Genomic DNA, 1318 nt, shown 5'->3' on the forward strand with positions numbered 1-1318 from the left:
GATCAGCAACAACTGGTCCGCGTTCGACATGATCTTCCCGGCCGGTGACTTCGACGGTGACGGTGACCCGGACGTGCTGGCCCGCAACGCCTCGAACAAGAACCTGCACCTGTACAAGGGCAACGGCTCGGGTGGCTTCGTCTCGGGCACCGGAGCGGCGTTCAGCAACAACTGGTCGGCGTTCGACCGGATCTTCTCCCCGGGCGACTTCGACGGCGACGGCGACTCCGACATCCTGGCCCGCAACGCGTCGAGCAAGGACCTGCACCTGTACAAGGGCAACGGCTCGGGTGGCTTCACCTCGGGCACCGGCGCCGCGATCAGCAACAACTGGTCCGCGTTCGACCTGATCTTCTCGGTCGGTGACTTCGACGGTGACGGGGACGGCGACGTGCTGGCCCGCAACGCCTCGACCAAGGACCTGTGGCTGTACCGGGGCAACGGCTCGGGCGGGTTCTCCTCCGGCGCCGGAGCGATCAGCAACAACTGGTCCGCCTTCGACCGCATCTTCTGATCCACCCCGGGGCCGGGTCAGCGGATCCGGCCCCGGCCCCACCCCTGCAAATCCTTCCCGCGAAAGGGACACCCCACCATGCAGCAGAACCGCCTCCTGGCCGCCCTCGGGCTCAGCGTGGCCCTGGCCGGATCGACGCTCGTCGCCGCTACGCCCGCGGCCGCCGCCGCCCGCCCCGATGTTCCCGCCCTGGTCGCCGACGCCGGCTACACCACCCTCGCCTACAGCACCGCGCCCTGCTCGTCCTCCGGCACCACCGCCGGCGACGCCGCCCTCGCCGCCACGCTGAACACCAAACTCAGCGCCAAGATGGACGGCTACATGGACGCGTACCGCGTCTCCTGTGCCCGGAAGGTGGTCCAGGCCGTGCAGGCCCGAGGGCTGCATCCCCGGGCCGCGACGATCGCGATCACCACCACCATCGTGGAGACCGGCATCCGCAACATCGACGAGATGGTGGACCACGACAGCCTGGGCCTGTTCCAGCAGCGGGCCTCCTGGGGCTCGGCCAGCCAGCGGCTCAACCCGACCTGGGCGACGAACGCCTTCCTCAACAGCATGTTGAACAAGTTTCCGAACAACTCCTGGATGACCACCCAGATCGGCGTGGTCTGCCAGACGGTCCAGGTCTCCGCCTATCCGGACCGCTACCAGCCCGAGGCGGGCGACGCGCAGATCATCGTGGACGCGCTCTGGGGCTCGAACGACTTCGACGGTGACGGGGACGCGGACGTGCTGGCGCGCAACGCCACGACGAAGGATCTGCACCTGTACAAGGGCAACGGCTCGGGTGGCTTCAGCTCG

Annotated in this window: 2 protein-coding genes; both read left to right on the forward strand. The window is 68.4% G+C overall.

Annotated elements, in window-relative coordinates; all coding sequences use genetic code 11:
* The coding region (locus V6U88_RS30120) for an FG-GAP-like repeat-containing protein (RefSeq protein ID WP_334458290.1) at nt 1-514 on the forward strand (514 nt) is incomplete at its 5' end.
* A gap of 78 nt (nt 515-592) precedes the next feature.
* Nucleotides 593-1318: FG-GAP repeat domain-containing protein (locus V6U88_RS30125; RefSeq protein ID WP_334458291.1), on the forward strand; the 726-nt coding region annotated here is incomplete at its 3' end.

The sequence above is a fragment of the Micromonospora sp. CPCC 205739 genome (genome assembly GCF_036906795.1).
Classification (GTDB): domain Bacteria; phylum Actinomycetota; class Actinomycetes; order Mycobacteriales; family Micromonosporaceae; genus Micromonospora.